Raw genomic sequence first — 17,369 nt, forward strand, 5'->3', positions numbered from 1 at the left:
GCGCGGTCATGCAACTCGAATACTTCCACATGATCGATCGGATCGTCGACCTCAAGGTCGACGAGAAGACGATCGTCGTCGAAGCCCAGGTCCCCAAGGAGAGCACCGTCTTCGAGGGGCACTTCCCGGGCTATCCCCTGATGCCCGGCGTGCTCCTGATCGAATCGATGGCGCAGGCCTCGGGTTTTCTCCTGCTCGGCGTGCTCAAGTTCGAGCGCATGCCTATCCTTGCCGCCGTCAAGGAGGCCAAGGTACGGGGTTCCGTGTTCCCCGGCGATCTCATGAGCATCGAGGCGAGCCTGACCCACGAAGGCTCCGGCTATGCCATGACCGAAGCCAAGATCAGGGTCGGCGGCAAGATCCGCGCGAATTCCTCGCTGACTTTCACGCTGATCCCCTTCCCCAACGCGGATATGCGCGGATACATGGCGAAGGTCGCCGAGCGCGTCGGCTTTCCGCAACAGGTCGTATCGCCATGACTGACACCGCTTCGAAGCCCGGCCAGACGGAAGTCTGGATCACCGGCATTGGACTCGCGACCTCGCTCGGCGAGGGCCTCGAGGCCAATTGGGCCGCGCTTTCCGAGAAGCGCATCAACGTCGACGACAAGGGCTTTGCGCCCTACATCGTGCATCCCCTGATGCCGGTCAGCTTCGACGCCCAGATCCCGAAGAAGGGCGACCAGCGCCAGATGGAAGCCTGGCAGCGCATCGGCACCTATGCCGCCGGCCTGGCGCTCGATTCGGCCGGCATCAAGGGCAACAAGGACATCCTGTCGAAGATCGACATGGTGGTGGCCGCCGGCGGCGGCGAGCGCGATCTCAACGTCGACACCGGCGTCCTGACGGCCGAGGCCAAGGGCGCCAACGCGCCCGGCTTCCTCAACGAACGGCTGATGAGCGATCTGCGCCCCACTCTGTTCCTGGCGCAGCTCTCCAACCTGCTCGCCGGCAACATCGCCATCGTGCACGGCCTTGGCGGCACCTCGCGCACCTTCATGGGTGAAGAGGTTGCCGGCGCCGATGCCGCCCGCATTGCGCTGGCGCGCATCGCCTCGGGCGAGAGCGACATCGCGCTGGTCGGCGGCTCGCACAATGGCGAGCGCAAGGACTTGCTCGTCCTCTACGAATTCGGCGATTTCAACCTCAAGGACAAGTTTGCGCCGGTATGGGCGCGCAAGGATCACCCCGGCTTCGCGCTCGGTTCGGCTGGCGCGTTCCTGGTGCTGGAATCGAAGGCCCACGCCGAAGCGCGCGGCGCAAAGCCGTTCGCGAAGCTGTCGAGCGTCGTCGCCGACCTCGCCCGCCGCAAGCAGCCCGGCGACATGACCGCGACGCTGGAAAAGCTCTGGGCCAAGCTGCCGAAGCGCGAAGGCAAGGGCGCGATCATCACGGGCGCGACCGGCGCGGAGCCTGCGACCTCGGAGGAGCGTGGCTTCCTGAAAGGCCATTCCGACTTCCCGGTGCGCTCCACCGGTACGATGTTCGGGCACACCATGGAGACGCAATTCCCACTGGGAATCGCGCTCGCCGCGCTGTCGATCTCGCGCGGCGCCCTGTTCCCGCCGAACGATTCGACCGGGACCGAGATTGAAATGCAGGGGGCGCCCACCCAGATTGTGGTCGTGGGAGCCGGACACTGGCGCGGCGAAGGCATGGCGCTGGTCGAAGCTGTCGGCTGAAGCGCAGCGCGCTTCGGCCGGATGTTGTTTTGAGCATGATCTCGTCGGACAACCGCGTCACACTTTTCCGGATCATGCTTTAGCTCTATCGGGGGATCGACATGACTGCACCACGCGACAAACTCGGGCGCCCCGTCGTCGTCGTTACCGGCATGGGCCTCATGACCTCGCTCGGTGCCGGCAAGGCCGACAATTGGGCCAAGCTCGTGGCCGGCGAATCCGGCATCCGCACCATCACGCGCTTTCCGGTCGACGGCCTGAAGACCACGATGGCCGGTACGGTCGACTTCGTGAACGTCGAACCGTTCTCCTCCACCGGCCTGTCGGAGCGGATGGCGGAGCTGGTGACGGATGAAGCGCTTGCGCAAGCCGGCATCGGCGCCAAAGGCGACTTCCCGGGTCCCCTCTTCCTGGCGGTCGCGCCGGTCGAGGTGGAATGGCCGCAGCGCCGCGAGCTCGGCCGCGCCGTCGGCAAGCCCGACTTCACCTATGACGACCTCCTGCGCATCTCCGGCGGCGGCAAGTACAGCGCCTATCATCATCGCTTCATGTTCGGTTCGGTCGCCGCATACCTCGCCGAGACTTTCGGCACCAAGGGCTCGCCGATCTCGCTGTCGACGGCGTGCGCCTCCGGCGCGACCTCGATCCAGCTCGGCGTCGAGGCGATCCGCCGCGGCGAGACCGACGCCGCGCTGTGCGTGGCAACCGACGGCACCGTGAACCCGGAAGCGCTGGTGCGCTTCTCGCTGCTCTCGGCGCTGTCGCAGCAGAACGATCCGCCGCAGGCGGCCTCCCGTCCCTTCTCCAAGAACCGCGACGGCTTCGTCATGGCGGAAGGCGCCGGCGCGCTCGTGCTGGAAAGCTATGAGGCCGCCACCGCGCGTGGCGCAAAGATCCTTGGCGTCATCGCCGGCTGCGGCGAGCTCACCGATTCCTTCCATCGCACCCGTTCGTCTCCCGACGGCAAGCCGATCATCGGCTGCATGAACAAGACGCTGGCCGACGCCGGCATGACGCCGGACCAGATCGACCACATCAACGCGCACGGCACCGCGACGCCCGAGAACGACAAGATGGAGTACAACACGACCTCGGCCGTGTTCGGCGAACTGCTGCAAAAGATCCCGGTCACCTCCAACAAGTCGATGGTCGGCCACACCATCTCGGCCGCAGGCGCCGTCGAGGCGATCTTCTCGCTGCTCACGCTCGAGCATCAGCGCATCCCGCCGACCATCAACTACGACACCCCGGATCCCACGATCCTGTTCGACGTGGTCGGCAACAAGGCGCGCGACGCCCGCGTCACCGCAGTGATGTCGAACTCGTTCGGCTTCGGCGGCCAGAACGCCTCGCTGATCCTGACCCGCGAACCGGCCTGACCGGACGCAGCATGGCGCTGATTTCTATCAGCACGAAGATTCGCGCGCGCAACGCAGTGAAATCGCTCGGCGGCAGCTTGATCGGCGCCGCCACCGTCGGCATGCTGCGTACCACGCGCTATTTCGATCCGGTCAAGACCTCGGACTTTTTCGCACGCGCAACCAAGCTGATCGGACCGCGGCTGCGCGAGCACCGCATCGGCCGCGCCAACCTCACCGCGGCCTTCCCGGAAAAATCGCCCGAGGAGATCGAACGGATCCTGATGGGCGTGTGGGACAATCTCGGCCGCGTCGGCGCCGAATTCGCCCACATGGACCACGTCTGGGATTACGACCGCACGCACCCGGAGCGCAGTCGGATCGAATTGCCGCCGCGCACCGTCGAGCTGTTCGATCATATCAGGGACGACGGCAAGCCGGCGCTGATCTTCGCCGCGCATCTGGCCAATTGGGAATTGCCGGCGCTCGCCGCCGTCGCGCACGGGCTGGACAGCGCGATCCTCTATCGCCGGCCCAACATCGCCTCCGCCGACCGCATCATCCAGGAGATGCGCCAGGTCAACATGGGCACGCTGATCCCGGCGGGCCGCGACGCGCCGCTGCGGCTCGGCCAAGCGCTGAAGGACGGCAAGCACGTCGCCATGCTGGTCGACCAGTATCTGACCGGCGGCGTCGAGGTCACCTTCTTCGGCCGCAAGACCCGCGCCAACCCGATGCTGGCGCGTCTCTTGCGCCAGGTCGAATGCCCGATCCACGGCGTCCGCATCATCCGCCTGCCCGGCTTCCGCTTCCGCGCCGAGCTGACCGAAGAGATCCCCCCGGTGCGCGATGCCGAGGGCAAGATCGACATCCAGGGCACGACGCAGGCGGTCACGAGCGTGGTGGAGAGCTGGGTGCGAGAGCATCCGGAGCAGTGGCTGTGGCTGCACAGAAGGTGGCGATGATTTCTACTGCTCCGGCAATCCCGCATCCACCATTCCCTGAACGATGCGATCGGCGGCTGCGAGATAAACCGGGCTCGCATTCTTCGCCGGCGGCGCGACGTTGAGTCTGGTCGTGCCGGGCTGCAGCTTCAGACCCTCCTCGATCGCAGCCTTTGCCTCCTCGAACCGCCCCGATCGCTGGTAGGCGACGGCGAGCAGCATGTGCGAGCGTCCGGTTGCCGGCGTGATCGCGATCGAGCGCTGGATCCAGGGCACCGCCTCTTCGCCCTGCCCCTTCAGAAGCGTCGCCCAGCCCGCGCCGAGCAGCCAGGTCCAGCGCGAGGCCGGCGGCGTGTCGTAGCGGTCGGCCAGCCGAAACGTCGCGAGCGCATCGTCGAACCGGCCGAGAAAGACCTGCCCGAGGCCAATCAGATAGAGCGCGGACCCGTTCCAGGGATCGAAGCTCAGCGCCTTGCCGCAGGTCACGAGACTTTCCACGAAACGATTGGTGGCGCTCTGGAAGCGGCAATAAGCCTCGAGCGCCGGAATCGAATTGGGCCTCGCCCGCAACGCCTGCTCGAGGGTCGCACTGGCCCCGGCCTCGACCGCAACGGCTTCATCCGGGCTGAACCACCGCATCTGGATGCCGCGCATCTGAAGCGAAGCGAGCGCAACCGCGATTTCGAGATTGTCGGGATCGTCCGTGCGTGCCTTTTGCAGCATGGTCTGCGCCGCACCAAAGCGCTCGCGCGTGGTCTGGTTGATCGAGGCGAGCGCCTGCTCGACGGCGACCTTGTCACCGCCCGCAGACGAGCCGGTGCTGCTGGAGCGCACCGAGCCCGGCGCCAGGATCTCGTTGAGGCGGCGTGCAAGCACATGACCGACGCCGGCGACGAGACGCGACTGCGCGAGCTGCGGGTCCGCCTCGTCCGCGGCGACGGAAGCTGTGACGACCGACTGCACCTCGCCGGTGGCCGCCTTGATGATGCGAGCACGCAGCGTCCACGATTGATCGCGACGCTCCAGCTCGCCGCGCAGCTCGTAATCGGATGATGCGGTGGAGGCAGCGCTGCTGTCGCCGCCCCTGGCCGCCAATCGCGGCGCAACCACGCTGATGTTCTGAATCCTGGCAAAACCATCGGTGAGGCCAGCGGTGACTTCGGCCGCCAGCACCGCGCCGCGCGCGTCCTTGCTGTCGTCAACGATCGGCATCACCGCAAGCCGCGGCGGCGTTCGCTTGAACAAGAGGTCCGGTTTCAGCACGGGCGCGGCAACCGCAAGGCCCATGACGATCACGCAGAGCCCGGCCACGGCGGCGACCGTTGCCTGCCGGCTCAAGCCGAACCAGGCGCGCTGTGGTCTTGCGGCGGCGATCTCGGCGGGCGGCGGGGACGCGACCTCGCCGGCCAGGGCTGGCCGGGCCTCCTCGGCCGGCGCCGGGTCGGCGGCGAGCGCAGCCACGACCTCCGTCGCCAGCAGGTAGCCGCCGCCGGAGGCGAGCTTGATCAGCTGCCGCCGCTCGTCGCCGAGCGCGGCGCGGAGCTCGCGGATACACTGGAACAGGCTGTCCTCGCCGACATGGACGTTCGGCCAGACCGCCTCCATCAGCTCCTGCTTGCTCAGCACGCGGCCGCCACTGGTAGCGAATAGCCGGAGCATCTCGAAGGTCTTGGGCCGGAGCTTGATCGGCGTGCCATCGGCCCCGCGCAGCTCCGCGCGCTGCTGGTCCAGCTCGAAGCCGGCGAAACGAAGCAAGCTAACCCCCAACACGTCTCTCAAGGCGGCTCATATAGCGGAAGTCTGGCGAATATGCCCGAAAATCGGCTCTGAAGCGCAAATATCAGAAACTTTCAGAAGTGAGCCAACCCCTTATCAGGACACCCCTCCCGCCCGGTGCGAAGAATCCCGTCGAGGACTCGGGACCTGTGTGTTGGGGGAAGTGGTGAAGACGGGGAAACATTATTTCAAAGCGACCCGCCACCTGCGGGCCGCGCTGCTGACGTCGTCGGCACTGGCCCTGGCCTGGACCCTGCCAGCCGGGCCGGCGCGCGCTGCGTCGAATGGCACCTGGCTCACCTCCCCCGGCAGCAACGACTATGGCACCGGCTCCAACTGGGACGGTGGCTTCGTGCCTGTCGGCACGGCCTCCTTCGGCACCTCGGACACCACCGGCCTGGCGATTTCAAGCGTCAGCGTCGGCGGCTGGACGTTCAACGCCGGCGCCTCGAACTACACGTTTGACGTCAGCGGTCCGTTGAATTTCACCGGCACCGGCATCACGGTCAACGGCGGCAGCGTTACGATCAACTACGCCATCGGCGCGGCCCTCATCACGTTCAGCGGTTCAAGTACCGCCGGCAGCGCCACCATCAACAACAGTGGAAGCCTATGGTTCACACAGGGCAGCACGGCCGGCAGCGCCACCATCAACAACAACGGTGAGTTAGTCTTCTTTGGTTCAAGCACCGCCGGCAACGCCACCATCAACAACAATAGCGACCTCCAGTTCGTGGACAACAGCACGGCCGGCAATGCCACCATCAACAACAGCAACATTGGCAGCATACTAAGCTTCTACAATTCAAGCTCGGCCGGCAGCGCTACCATCACCAACAATTACATCGTGCGGTTCCGGGACAACAGCACGGCCGGCAATGCCGCCATCATCAACAATGGCGGCGGCTCGGTCGACTTCTCCCTCACCACGGGGTTGAACGGCGACAACAAGATCAGCGCCGGCTCGATCGCCGGGGGCGGCTCTTACAACCTCGGCGCCAATGAGCTGACGGTCGGCTCCAACAATGCCTCGACCGAGGTCAGCGGCGTCATCTCAGGCGCAGGCGGCTCGCTGGTCAAGATTGGCACCGGCACGCTGACCCTGACCGGCGCCAACACCTATACCGGCGGCACCACCGTCAACGGCTTTGGTAGCGAACTATGGCTTGGCAATAACACCGGTGGGGTTGGCTCCATTCTGGGGGCGGTCACCGTCAGTGGTGGAGGCACGTTCAGGATCCTCAACGCCGACACAAGCGGCATCACGACGATCACCAACAATGCCCACACGTATTTCTACAACACCAGCACGGCCGGCAGCGCCACCATCACCAACAACAGCAGCCTGGGTTTCCTAAACACCAGCACGGCTGGCAGCGCCACCGTCACCAACAACAACATCCTGGAGTTCTTTGGCACTAGCACGGCGGGCAACGCCGCCATCACCAACAACGGCACGCTGTATTTCTACGCCTCCAGCACGGCAGGCAATGCCGCTATTGCAAACAACTCCATCCTGACTTTCAACAACACCGCCACGGCGGGCAGCGCCACCATTACCAGCAGTAACGCCTCCAGCCCGATCTTCATGTATTTCTACAGCAACAGCACGGCTGGCAGCGCCACCATCACCAACGGCAATAATTCTTATCTGAACTTTTTCGGCAACAGCACGGCGGGGAGCGCCAGCTTCACCAACAACTCCTATATGTACTTCAAGGAGTCCAGCTCCGCCGACAACGCCACCATCGATAACACCAACGGCACGACGTTTTTCTACAACAACAGCACGGGCGGCAACGCAACGATCACCAACAATGCCGGCGGCAAGACCTATTTCTACGAGAACTCCACCGCCGGCAACGCGCAGTTGATCAACAACGCAGCAAACGCGGTCTTCGATTTCTCCTACGGCGCCGGCCCGAATGGCGACAACAAGCTCTCGGCCGGCTCGATCGCTGGCAACGGCACGTTCTCGCTCGGCGCCAACGCGCTGACGGTCGGCGGCAACAATCTGTCGACCACCGTCAGCGGCGTGATCGCCGACGGCGGCGCCAATGGCGGCACCGGCGGCTCCCTGGTCAAGACCGGCACCGGCACACTGACGCTGTCAGGTGCCAACACCTATACCGGCGGCACCATCTTCGCCGGCGGAACGGTGAGCGTCTCCTCGGACGCAAATCTCGGCGACCTCGCGGGGGGCCTGACCTTCAACGGCGGCACGCTGCAGATATCAGGCACGGCTTTCAACGCCACCACGCGCAGCATCTCCTTCGGTGCCAGCGGCGGCACGCTGGAGATTGCAGCGGCAGCCAACAATTTCGTCATCAGCCAGAATCTCAGCGGCGGCGCGCTGACCAAGTCCGGCGCCGGCACGCTGACCTTGACCGGCGCGGACAATTTGTCCGCCCTGACGGTTTCCGCCGGCACGCTGGTGTTCAGCGGCAACGCTACCGCCGGCAGCACTCAGATCACCAACAGCGCGCAGCTGACGTTCGATACCAACGCCACGGCCGGTAGCGCCACCATCGCGAACAGCGGCAACGTGCTGTTCGACGGCAACGCCACCGCCGGCAGCGCGCAGCTCGTCAACAGTACGCCGGGTGCCGTCTTCGACTTCTCGATGAGCACCGGCCCGAACAGCGACAACAAGCTCAGCGCCGGCTCGCTCGCCGGCGGCGGCACCTTCGACCTCGGCGGCAAGGAGCTCACGGTCGGCAGCGACAACCTGTCGACCAATGTCACCGGCGTGCTCGCCGACGGCGGATCCGGCGGCGGCGCCGGCGCCTCGCTGGTGAAGGTCGGTACCGGCAAGCTGACTCTTTCGGGCGTCAACACCTACACCGGCGCCACAACGATCGATGGCGGCACGCTGGCGGTGAATGGCGATATCACGGCCTCGAGCGGCGTCACAGTGAATGCGGGCGGTGCGCTCGGCGGCACCGGCATCGTCGGCAACACGACGATTGCGAGCGGCGGCACACTGGCGCCGGGCAATTCCGTGGGCACCCTCACCGTCAGCGGCAACCTCGCTTTCAGTGCCGGTAGCTTCTACACGGTAGAGGTCTCCACGTCCGCGGCCGACCGCGCCAACGTCTCGGGCACCGCGACGCTCACCGGCGCCATCGTGCAGGCGGCAGCGATCCCCGGCAGCTTCCGCAGCCAGACCTACACCATCCTCAATGCGACCGGCGGCTTTGGCGGAACGCAGTTCGCCGGGCTGAGCGTCAGCGGCAGCTTCAGCCCCGCGCGCAATCCGCATCTCACGTACGACCTCAACAACGTCTACCTCGTGCTCGATCCCGGCGCGATCGCGCTGCCGGCGGGCACCGGCGCCAACCAGAGCAATGTGGCCGGCGCCATCAACGGAGCCGTCGCGAGCGGCGGGACGCCGCCGGCCGGCTTCGATGCCCTGCTCAACATGGGCCAGCCGCAGCTCAACCACGGGCTCAGCCAGGTCTCCGGCCAGCCCGGCGCCGCCGGGACGCAGGCCTCGTTCAACGCCATGCAGCAATTCGTCGGCATGCTCGATCCCTTGGGCGGTGGCGGTACGGATGGCGAGCGCGGCGGCACGGCTGGCGACGGCGGGACGCTGGGCTACGCTTCCACCGCACCAGAAAACGCCAGGGTACGCGAGGCCTACGCCGCGGTGACGCCGCGCGAGGCGAGCGGCGAAGTCATCGACCGGCGCTGGGGCGTGTGGGCTTCCGGCTATGGCGGCGCCAGCACGCTGAACGGCAACGCGGCATCGGGTTCGAGCACCACCACCAGCCGCATCTACGGCACCGTGGTCGGCGCCGACTATCGCGTCTCGCCGAATACCCTGCTCGGCTTCGCGCTCGGCGGCGCCGGCTACAATTTTGCGCTGTCCGACAGTCTCGGCAGCGGCCGCGCCGATCTGTTCCAGGCCGGTCTCTATGCCCGCCACAATTTCGGACCGGCCTACCTCTCTGCGGCGCTCGCCTATGGCTGGCAGGACGTCACCACAGATCGCACCGTGACGGTGTCGGGCACCGACAAGCTCACCGCCAATTTCAAGGCCAGCACCTTCTCGGGCCGCTTTGAGGCCGGCTGGCGCTTCGCACCGATCCCCGCCTCCAGCTTCGGCGTGACGCCCTACGCGGCCGTGCAGGCCACGACCTTCCACCTCCCCGGCTACGGCGAGACCGCGATCGTCGGCAGCAACCAGTTCGCGCTGTCCTACACCGCGCAGGACACCACCAATGTGCGCACCGAGCTCGGCGCCCGCACCGACCAGCGCTTCCTCGTCAATGACGGCGTGCTCACGCTGCGCGGCCGGCTCGCCTGGGCGCATGATTCCAACACCAACCGCCTTGTCAGCGCCGCCTTCCAGACGCTCCCGGGCGCCGCCTTCACGGTCAACGGCGCGCAACCGGCGGCGGACTCCGCACTCGTTGGAGGCCGCGCCGAGATGAAGTGGAGGAACGGCTTCTCGCTCGCAGGCACCGTCGAGGGCGAGTTCTCGCAGAGCACGCAGACTTACACGGGCAAGGGCACGGTGCGATATGAGTGGTGAGCGGCGATGCGACGCGCCGCGCGTGGTGTTGCGCCCGCGCGTCGATTAAGCCAAACCGCGCTACGACTTATGCGGCGTCGCCGCCCGCAACGCGCGCGTCACAGTTCTACTGTGCATGGGGTTGTTTTGCTGATTTTAGTTCCGGCCAGGTTCGGAAGTGACTACCGCCCCGTCTTCACCCTGGTCCAGAGCCGGTTGATGATGCGCTGGGTTGCCGGCTCACGCGCCGTGATCACGAACAGTTTTGCGAGCGTCGCCTCGTCCGGATAGATGTTCTTGTCACCAAGGATTGTTGGATCGACCAGCTTCTGGCTGGCGAGATTGCCGTTGGCGTAGGACAGGAAGTCCGAGTTCTTGGCGGCGACATCCGGGCGATAGAGATAGTTGATCAGCTCGTAGGCTTCCCTAACGTTCTTGGCATCCGCAGGGATTGCGAGATTGTCGAAGAACATCTGCGCGCCCTCCTTCGGAATGGTGTAGCCGATCTCGATGCCGCTTTTGGCCTCGGCCGCGCGGGCACGCGCCTGCATGATGTCGCCGGACCAGCCGACCACGAAGCAGATCTCGCCGGTCGCGAGCGCGCTGAGATATTCGGACGAGTGAAACTTGCGCACGGACGGGCGGACCTTGGCGACGATTTCGGCGGCCTTCTCGAGGTCGGCCTGCTTGGTCGAGTTCGGATCGAGCCCGAGCCAGCTCAGCGCCGCCGGAAAGATGTCGTCGGCGGAGTCGAGCATGTGGACGCCGCAGTCTTTGAATTTTGCCAAATTCTCCGGCTTGAAGACGATGTCCCAGCTATCAATCTTGGCGTCAGCCCCGAGGATTTGCTTCACCTTGGCGACGTTGTAGCCGATGCCGGTCGTGCCCCACATGTAATTGGCGGCATAGACGTTGCCGGGATCGTAGATGCCGAGGCGCTGCGTCACGACAGGCCATGCATTGGCGAGGTTCGGCAGCTTCGACTTGTCGAGCTTCTGGAAGATGTTCGCCTTGATCTGGCGCTGCAGGAAATAGGCCGTGGGCACCACGACGTCGTAGCCGGACTTGCCGGCCATCAGGCGCGTCTCAAGCGTCTCGTTGGCATCGAAGGTGTCGTAGACGACCTTGATGCCGGTCTCCTTGGTGAAGGCCTCAAGGACGTCAGGCGCCATGTAGTTGGACCAGTTGTAGAAGTTGACGACGCGCTCCTCGGCCCCGGCGGCAGGCGAGAGCAACGTCAGCGCGGCGGCGATCGCGAAACCAATCCCGGAGCGGCTGACGTTCGTCATCTCTGTCTACCTCTTGCGTCCACGCACCGCGTCCGACAGCCGCTCCAGCGCGGTGTCCAGCGTCTGGTCCTTCTTGGCAAAGCAGAAGCGCACCACCGAGGTCACCGGGTCCTGTTCGTAGAATGCCGAGACCGGGATCGCGGCGACCTTGTAGTCCTTCACGATGCGCCAACAGAACTCGGTATCGCTCTCGTTGAGGCCGAGCGGCGACAGGTCGACGGTGAGAAAGTAGGTGCCTTGCGACTTCAGCACGGGGAAGCCGAGGCTCTCCAGCCCCTTGGTCAGGCGGTCCCTGCTCCGCGTCAGGTCCTTGCGCATCGACAGAAAGTAGTCGTCGGTCTTGCCGAGGCCGTAGGCGACGGCGGCCTGCAGGTTCGGCGCGGTGGTGAAGGTCAGGAACTGGTGCACCTTGGCGGCGACGCGCAGCAGCGGCGGCGCCGCGCAGACGAAGCCGATCTTCCAGCCCGTCAGCGAAAAGATCTTGCCGGCCGAGCCGACCTTGATGGTGCGCTCGCGCATGCCGGGGATGGTGATCAGCGGGATGTGCTTGTGCTCGTCGAAGGTGACGTGCTCCCAGACCTCGTCGCAGATCGCGATGACATCGAACTCCTGGCAGTAGCGCGCCAGCAGTTCGAGATCCTCGCGCGGATAGACCACCGCCGACGGATTCAAGGGATTGTTGAACAGCACCGCCTTGGTCTTTGAATTGAAGACGCTTTTCAGCATGTCCTCGTTCAGCCGCCAGTGCGGCGGCTCCAGGCGAACCAGGCGCGGAATGCCGCCGGCCTGGCGGATGATCGGCAAATAGGAATCATAGACCGGCTGGAAGCAGACCACCTCGTCGCCGGGCTGGACCACCGCGAGGATCGCCGAGGTCAGCGCCTCGGTCCCGCCGGAGGTGACCATCACCTCGCTCATCGGATCGAGCTTGAGGCCGTGCCAGTGGCCGTAATGGGTCGCGATCGCCTGGCGCAGCTCCGGCAGGCCCATCATCGAGGGGTACTGGTTGTAGCCGTTCAGCGAGGCCTCGGCCGCAGCGCGGCGGATGTCCTCCGGACCTGGATCGTCAGGAAAACCCTGGCCGAGATTGATGGCGTTGTTGTCGCGCGCGGCCTGCGACATCGCCTCGAAGATGGTGACGGGAAGGTCGGCGAAGACCTTGTTCAGGGACGAGCTTTTTGACATCGGCCGGATCAGCCAACCTTGGTGGGAAGACCCGCCGCCTTCCAGCCGAGCATGCCGCCGGCCAGATGCTTGTCGTAAGGCAGGCCCACCGCCTGTGCCGCGAGCGAGGCCGTCACCGAGCGTTTGCCCGAGCGGCAGGCGAACACCACCTGCTTGCCCTGGGGATCGGGGATCGCCTTGGGATCGAAAGTCGAGAGCGGCACCACGACGCCGTAAGGATAGGCTTCGGCCTGCACCTCGTTCGGCTCGCGAACGTCGACCAGCAGATAGCGCCCTTCCGCGACACCCTTGGAGACCTCGTCCGGGGTCAGATCCTGCACCTGGTTTGCCACATCATCCTCCAACGTCGCGAGCCGCATGCCGGGGGTCCCCGGCCGGCGGCAACCTCGCCTCTCAGGCGGCGAAAATCAAGCGCTACAAAGGCTTGAGCCGCGTGGCGCAAGTTAAAGCTAAATCGCAGCGACTTGAAGTCCGCTTTGAATCCCCGGCCCTAGATCGCCACCTGGGTGCCGACCTCGACCACGCGGCCAGAGGGGATCTGGAAATAGTCCGTGGCGTCGTTGGCGGAGCGGCTGAGCGAGATGAACAGCCGGTCCTGCCAGCGCGGCATGCCCGAATGGGCGGCCGGCTTCAGCGCCCGCCGCGACAGGAAGAACGAGGTCGACATGATGTCGAACTGCCAGCCGAGTTTGCGGGCGATGGCCAGCGCCTTCGGCACGTTGGGCGATTCCATGAAGCCGAACTTCAGCGTCACCTTGGAGAAGGTCGGTGAGATCTGCTCCAGCTTGACCCGCTCGGACGGATCGATCCGCGGGGTCTGCGCCGTCTCGATGGTGAGAATGACGTTCTTCTCGTGCAACACCTTGTAGTGTTTCAGACTATGCATCAACGCGGTCGGCGCGCTGAGCGGGTCCGACGTCAGGAACACGGCGGTGCCAGGCACGCGCTGCGGCGGCCGCTTCTCCAGCATCGCCACGAGGTCGGCGAGCGGGAACTCCAGCTTGCGCGACTTCTCGAACAAGAGCCGGCTGCCGCGCCGCCACGTATACATCAGGATGATCATGAGCGCGCCGAGCGCCAGCGGCACCCAGCCGCCATCGAACACCTTGAGCAGGTTCGCGGTCAGGAAGGTCAGGTCGAGGAACAGGAACGGGGCGATCAGCGCCGCGGCGGTCAGCGGCTTCCACTTCCAGCCCTTCCAGATCACGACAAAACCCATCATCGCCGTGACAACCATGGTGCCGGTGACGGAGATGCCATAGGCCGAGGCCAGCGCGCTCGAGGAGCGGAACAGCAGCACCAGCAGCACCACCGCAACCAGCAGCAGTTGGTTGATGCGCGGGATGAAGATCTGGCCGGAATGGGCTTCAGACGTATGGCGAATTTCAAAGCGCGGCAGCAGCCCCAGCTGAATCGCCTGGCGCGTCAGCGAATAAGCGCCGGTGATGACGGCCTGGCTTGCGATGACGGTCGCGGCCGTGGCGAGCACGACCATGCCGCCGCGGATCCAGCCTTGCGGGAACAGCTGGAAGAACGGGCTCTCGATCGCTCCGGGATCGCCGAGCACGAGCGCCCCCTGCCCCAGATAGTTCAGCGCCAGCGACGGCAGCACGATGAACAGCCAGGCGGTCTGGATCGGCCGCTTGCCGAAATGGCCGAGGTCCGCATAGAGCGCCTCGGCGCCGGTCACCGCCAGGAACACCGCGCCCAGCGTCACGAAGCCGATGATGCCGTGGTGGAGCATGAAGGACACGGCGTAGAACGGGTTCAGCGCGAACAACACCTGCGGCTGCTGGGTGATGGGATGGATCGCCGCCACCGCAAGGACCGCAAACCAGACGCACATCACCGGACCGAAGAACGCCGCGACGCGGGCGGTACCGCGCGACTGCACGGCGAACAGACAGACCAGGATGATCACGGTCAGCGGCACGATGTAGGGCTCGAACCGCAGCGTGACGTCTTTCATGCCTTCGATCGCCGACAGCACTGAAAGTGCGGGGGTGATCACGGCATCGCCGTAGAACAGCGCGCCCGAGATGATGCCGAGCAGGACGATGGTCGCCCCGCCGGTGCCGACCGCGCGCTGGGCCAGCGCCATCAGCGCCAGCGTGCCGCCCTCGCCGTTGTTGTCGGCGCGGAGCAGGATCACGACATATTTGAGCGTCACCACGATGATCAGCGCCCACAGGATCAGCGAGAGCACGCCGAGCACGGCCGCCGGCGAGGCGACCCCTTCGGCGCCCGAGGCGGCCATCACCGCTTCGCGGAACGCGTAGAGCGGGCTGGTGCCGATATCGCCATAGACGACGCCGATGCTGCCGAGCGTCAGCGCACCGAAACCGGCGGTGGTGTGGGCGTCGCCATGCCCATTGGCCGCCGCCGTTTCCGGGGCGGGAACTGCTACGTCACTTGTCATGGGAGAGCCCAGTGGCCTCTAAAAATGCTTCACTGCACAACGGCGGAAGAGCGCGCGGCTTATAGTCCTGCGCTGCCGGCATAGCCTAGCCCGATTCCGGGCCCTCACCATGCAAATTTTGCATAGGTTCGCCAGTTGCGCTTCAGATAGTGACCTGGGTTCCAACTTCAACCACCCGCCCCGTGGGAATCTGGAAATAGTCGGTGGCATCGTTGGCGGACCGGCTCAGCGCAATGAACAAATGGTCCTGCCACAGCGGCATGCCTGACTGTGCCGAGGCCTTCAGCGACCGTCGCGACACGAAGAACGACGTCGACATGATGTCGAACTGCCAGCCCTGCTTGCGCGCGATCGCGAGCGCCTTGGGGACGTTCGGCTGCTCCATGAAGCCGAAGCGCAACCGGACCTTGGAGAACTTGTCGCTGACCTTCTCCATGCGGAATCGCTCCGCCAAGTCGACCCGCGGCGTGTGTGCGGTCTCGATGGTCAGGATCACGTTGTGCTCGTGCAGCACCTTGTTGTGCTTGAGATTGTGCAGCAGCGCGGTTGGCACGAAGGCGGGATCGCTGGTCAGGAACACCGCGGTGCCCTTGACGATGTGCGGGGGCCGCTTCTCGAGGCTCCGGATCAGATCATCGAGCGGCACCTCGATCCGGCGCGTCTTCTGGATCAGGATTCCGGAGCCCTTCCGCCAAGTCCAGATCGTTCCGGCCATGGCGGCGCCGAACAGCAGCGGCACCCAGGCACCCTCGAGCAGCTTCAAGAGATTGGCGCTGAAGAAGCTCAGATCGACGACGACAAAGGGCATGATCACGGCGGCAGCGGTGGCCGCGCGCCAGTTCCACAACTTCCAGATCACGACGAAGCCCATGATGCCGTCGGCGACCATGGTGGTGGAGACGGCGATGCCGTAGGCCGAGGCCAGGTTGCTGGGCGTGTGAAACAGCAGCACCAGCAGCATCACGCCGATCAGCAGCAGCCGGTTCACCCGCGGGAGATAGATCTGGCCGGCATGGGTCTCGGACGTGTAACGGACCTCGAAGCGCGGCAGCAGGCCGAGCTGCACCGCCTGATAGACCAGCGAATAGGCACCGGTGATCACCGCCTGGCTCGCGATCACGGTGGCCGCGGTCGCAAGCCCGACCAGCGGCAGCACCAGGCCCTCGGGCACCATGCGATAGAAAGAGTGCTCGATCGCGCTCGGGTCGGACAGCACCAGCGCACCCTGCCCGAAATAGTTGATCAGGAGCGCGGGCAGCACGAAGAACATCCAGGCCGACTGGATCGGCTTGCGCCCGAAATGACCAAGGTCGGCGTAGAGCGCCTCGCCGCCGGTAACCGCCAGGAACACCGCGCCGAGCGTCACGAGGCCGATCGTGCCGTGCGACAGCACGAACTGCACCGCGTAATAGGGATTGATCGCCGCCAGCACGGAAGGATCGTCGACGATGTGGACAGCGCCCATCACCGCGATGACGGTGAACCAGACCACCATCACCGGCCCGAAGGCGGAGGCGACCAGCGCGGTCCCCTTGCTCTGCACGGCGAACAGCAGCACCAGGATGAGGACGGTGAGCGGCACGACGTAGTGCTCGAGCGCGGGGGCTGCGAGCTTCAAGCCTTCCACTGCCGATAGCACCGAGATCGCCGGCGTGATCATGGAATCGCCGATGAACATGGAAGCGCCGACGACGCCGAGGGCGAGCAGGAACCAGCTCCGCCGCCCGAGCGCACGCTGGCCGAGCGCCATCAGGGAGAGCGTGCCGCCCTCTCCGTTGTTGTCCGCCCGCAGCAGCAGCAGGACGTATTTGGCGGTGACGACGATGAGCAGGGCCCACAGGATCAGCGAGAGCACGCCGAGCACGATGACGCGCGAGACCGGCTCGCCATGCGCCGCGCCCCTGACAGCCTCGTGGAATGCGTAAAGCGGCGAGGTGCCGATATCGCCGAAGACGACGCCGATGCTCCCGAGCGTAAGGGCCCAAAAACCTGAGGTGACCGGCCCTTCCTGGGTCTCGGCCTGTGTGATGCTCGCCGTCATGAAGGTGGAAAACGCTTCTTCCCTGGAATTGATCCGGCGCCTTTTGACGCTTCCGGTGCGCCTGTCAATCGGCGCACCACCATAGCAGGCGCCGAGCCGGATGCTGTGACGCCGCAGCCACGCTCATCGCCAGCGCGACGACATGCCTCAGGTAGAATGG

The 17,369-nt window shown here is 65.4% G+C and carries 11 protein-coding genes; 5 read left to right on the forward strand and 6 right to left on the reverse strand.

The window, feature by feature from the left end; genetic code table 11:
* Nucleotides 1-8: 8 nt before the first annotated feature.
* The 4 genes from UNPF46_RS10545 (at nucleotide 9) to UNPF46_RS10560 (ending at nucleotide 4,004) form a co-directional block, all read left to right on the forward strand.
* A complete protein-coding gene (locus UNPF46_RS10545) occupies nucleotides 9-479 on the forward strand; it encodes a 3-hydroxyacyl-ACP dehydratase FabZ family protein (RefSeq protein WP_100180443.1) in 471 nt (156 codons plus the stop codon).
* On the forward strand, nucleotides 476-1,681 hold the full coding sequence (locus UNPF46_RS10550) for a beta-ketoacyl-ACP synthase (protein WP_142249970.1): 1,206 nt from the start codon (nucleotides 476-478) through the stop codon (nucleotides 1,679-1,681). Before UNPF46_RS10545 ends, UNPF46_RS10550 begins: the two co-directional genes overlap by 4 nt.
* A 101-nt stretch (nucleotides 1,682-1,782) precedes the next feature.
* Nucleotides 1,783-3,060: a beta-ketoacyl-ACP synthase gene (locus UNPF46_RS10555; protein WP_142249971.1), complete on the forward strand. Its 1,278-nt coding sequence runs from the start codon at nucleotides 1,783-1,785 to the stop codon at nucleotides 3,058-3,060.
* An 11-nt stretch (nucleotides 3,061-3,071) separates the two neighbouring features.
* Entirely contained in the window at nucleotides 3,072-4,004 is a 933-nt protein-coding gene (locus tag UNPF46_RS10560; RefSeq protein ID WP_100180440.1) for a lipid A biosynthesis lauroyl acyltransferase, read from the forward strand.
* A gap of 3 nt (nucleotides 4,005-4,007) precedes the next feature.
* Here the strand turns inward: UNPF46_RS10560 and UNPF46_RS10565 are convergent, their stop codons facing one another.
* On the reverse strand, nucleotides 4,008-5,738 hold the full coding sequence (locus UNPF46_RS10565) for a winged helix-turn-helix domain-containing protein (protein ID WP_142249972.1): 1,731 nt from the start codon (nucleotides 5,736-5,738) through the stop codon (nucleotides 4,008-4,010).
* A 187-nt stretch (nucleotides 5,739-5,925) separates the two neighbouring features.
* Between UNPF46_RS10565 and UNPF46_RS10570 the strand changes: the two genes are divergently transcribed.
* Nucleotides 5,926-10,296, forward strand: coding sequence for an autotransporter outer membrane beta-barrel domain-containing protein (locus UNPF46_RS10570; RefSeq protein ID WP_181769878.1), 4,371 nt, complete (start codon nucleotides 5,926-5,928; stop codon nucleotides 10,294-10,296).
* Between the two features lie 161 nt (nucleotides 10,297-10,457).
* On the opposite strand, the gene UNPF46_RS10575 is transcribed toward UNPF46_RS10570, so the two are convergent.
* The 5 genes from UNPF46_RS10575 to UNPF46_RS10595 form a co-directional block, all read right to left on the reverse strand.
* A complete protein-coding gene (locus tag UNPF46_RS10575; RefSeq protein WP_142249974.1) occupies nucleotides 10,458-11,564 on the reverse strand; it encodes a polyamine ABC transporter substrate-binding protein in 1,107 nt (368 codons plus the stop codon).
* Nucleotides 11,565-11,570: 6 nt separating this feature from the next.
* Nucleotides 11,571-12,749, reverse strand: a complete 1,179-nt coding sequence (locus UNPF46_RS10580; RefSeq protein WP_100180436.1) for an aminotransferase — start codon at nucleotides 12,747-12,749, stop codon at nucleotides 11,571-11,573.
* An 8-nt stretch (nucleotides 12,750-12,757) separates the two neighbouring features.
* Complete coding sequence (locus UNPF46_RS10585; RefSeq protein ID WP_174719232.1) at nucleotides 12,758-13,081, reverse strand: rhodanese-like domain-containing protein; 324 nt, start codon at nucleotides 13,079-13,081, stop codon at nucleotides 12,758-12,760.
* Nucleotides 13,082-13,239: 158 nt separating this feature from the next.
* Nucleotides 13,240-15,168: a potassium transporter Kup gene (locus tag UNPF46_RS10590; RefSeq protein ID WP_142249975.1), complete on the reverse strand. Its 1,929-nt coding sequence runs from the start codon at nucleotides 15,166-15,168 to the stop codon at nucleotides 13,240-13,242.
* Between the two features lie 142 nt (nucleotides 15,169-15,310).
* Complete coding sequence (locus UNPF46_RS10595; protein WP_174719231.1) at nucleotides 15,311-17,209, reverse strand: potassium transporter Kup; 1,899 nt, start codon at nucleotides 17,207-17,209, stop codon at nucleotides 15,311-15,313.
* Between the last annotated feature and the right edge of the window lie 160 nt (nucleotides 17,210-17,369).

The organism is Bradyrhizobium sp. UNPF46 (assembly GCF_006658625.1).
GTDB lineage: Bacteria > Pseudomonadota > Alphaproteobacteria > Rhizobiales > Xanthobacteraceae > Bradyrhizobium > Bradyrhizobium nitroreducens.

Bases quoted from the DNA above. Each gene is read 5' to 3' on its own strand.
- UNPF46_RS10550 (WP_142249970.1), top strand. From the start codon at position 476: ATGACTGACACCGCTTCGAAGCCCGGCCAGACGGAAGTCTGGATCACC.
- UNPF46_RS10560 (WP_100180440.1), top strand. From the start codon at position 3,072: ATGGCGCTGATTTCTATCAGCACGAAGATTCGCGCGCGCAACGCAGTG.
- UNPF46_RS10575 (WP_142249974.1), bottom strand. From the start codon at position 11,564: ATGACGAACGTCAGCCGCTCCGGGATTGGTTTCGCGATCGCCGCCGCG.
- UNPF46_RS10590 (WP_142249975.1), bottom strand. From the start codon at position 15,168: ATGACAAGTGACGTAGCAGTTCCCGCCCCGGAAACGGCGGCGGCCAAT.
- UNPF46_RS10595 (WP_174719231.1), bottom strand. From the start codon at position 17,209: ATGACGGCGAGCATCACACAGGCCGAGACCCAGGAAGGGCCGGTCACC.
- UNPF46_RS10580 (WP_100180436.1), bottom strand. From the start codon at position 12,749: ATGTCAAAAAGCTCGTCCCTGAACAAGGTCTTCGCCGACCTTCCCGTC.
- UNPF46_RS10555 (WP_142249971.1), top strand. From the start codon at position 1,783: ATGACTGCACCACGCGACAAACTCGGGCGCCCCGTCGTCGTCGTTACC.
- UNPF46_RS10545 (WP_100180443.1), top strand. From the start codon at position 9: ATGCAACTCGAATACTTCCACATGATCGATCGGATCGTCGACCTCAAG.